This window comes from Brevibacillus massiliensis, from assembly GCF_000311785.1.
Lineage (GTDB): Bacteria > Bacillota > Bacilli > Brevibacillales > Brevibacillaceae > Brevibacillus_C > Brevibacillus_C massiliensis.
In genome coordinates this window covers 1-1,513 of record NZ_CAGW01000129.1, presented here as the reverse complement: position 1 = coordinate 1,513, position 1,513 = coordinate 1, and the positions used below count along the sequence as shown (strand labels likewise).

General features: G+C 48.9%; 1 pseudogene. It reads left to right on the top strand.

The features are described from left to right. The first annotated feature begins 152 nt into the window (after positions 1-152). Positions 153-1,510: pseudogene (locus HGBM_RS26100) on the top strand (IS4 family transposase). The last annotated feature ends 3 nt before the right edge of the window (positions 1,511-1,513 follow it).

The following is a 1,513-nucleotide window of genomic DNA, read 5'->3' as shown; positions in this document are numbered from 1 at the left end:
ACTCAACTTTCGCACCTGAATTTGTTGCTTAAAGCCCTGTACACAAGGGGTGGCGGCTTAGTTCAGTATGTATTGACAAAAGAAAAACACCTTTCAGATTTGGTAGAATGGAAGTGTCCAGCAACCATCCCAAACGAAAGGTGTGTAACTCTATGGTACACCACAATGCTTCGTCTGAAAAGGCGGAACAACGAATTTCGGCTGCTCTAGCTGCCCTTAACATTGGCAACCTGCTGCGTAAAGCCGGTATTTCCAAATCATTTGGTTTGTCCAGTCTTGCCATCTTCCAACTTATCTTTACACTTGTTTTTGAAGGGCGGAATTGGTTTCGGCTGCTGGACAGTGAACGCCGGTCTTCACTGCCTGGCAAGGATGTTGTTTATCGCTTTCTGAATCATCCCCGCTTTGCGTGGCGGAGGTTTTTACATATGCTTAGCTTTAAGATTGTTCAGCACTTCGAGTCGCTCACTTCCACTTCCCGTATGCGGGCATTCATCTAGATGACTCTGTGCTGCGCCGGGCTCGCAGTAAGAAAGCAGAACTCCTTGCCCGCGTTTTCGATCATACAACCGGTCGTTATACCCGAGGGTATAACATGCTAACACTCGGTTGGTCGGATGGTTTCAGTTTTGCCCCCATCGACTTTGTCATGCTCAGCTCTACGAAGCTCGCCAATCGTCTCTGTGAGATGGCGGAGCGAATCCTGAAGCGCACCCATGGATACAAACGCCGTTGTGAATCCATGACGCGCAAACCGGATGCAGTCATCGGTCTGATTGACCGTGCACTCAAAGCCGGGTTTAGTGCCGACTTTGTGTTGATGGACAGTTGGTTCACGCAAGCCCCGTTGATCCGAGAACTCATGGGGCGCGGACTTCACGTCATCGGGATGATCAAAGACATGAAGCAGCGCTACCGTTTTGGAACGGATCGTCTGACCTTGCGTGAACTCCACGCACGACTGCCAAAAACGAAAGCATCCGAGATTCTGGGGTCGGTGATTGTGCAACTGGAAGGCGGGCTGCCCGTTAAACTTGTCTTTGTTCAGAATCGGAATCGCAGACGAGACTGGCTCGCCATTCTTAGTACCGACATCACCATCTCCGATGCGGAGATCGTCCGTATTTATGGCATTCGCCGGAGTATTGAAACCTTCTTCAAATTCGCTAAATCGTATCTGAAACTCGGTTCGGAGTTTCAGGGACGCTCCTTCGACATGCTGATCAGCCATACCACGATCGTCTGTTCACGCTATCTGATCCTGGAGTGGGAGCGACGAAATGAAAACGATGCTCGTTCACTTGGCGGACTATTTTTCTTGTTCTCTGATGAAATTCGTGATTTGGACCTGAAAACTGCGTTGCAGCAATTGATCGCGTACTTCATGGAAATCTGCGAAGTGAAGAGCAAACGAGATAAGTCTACCCTTTTGAGTCAAGTACAGCAATGGATAGCCACTTTACCCAACCACATCAAGGGCTTGTTGGTTAATTTAAGCTGCGAAAGTTGAGTT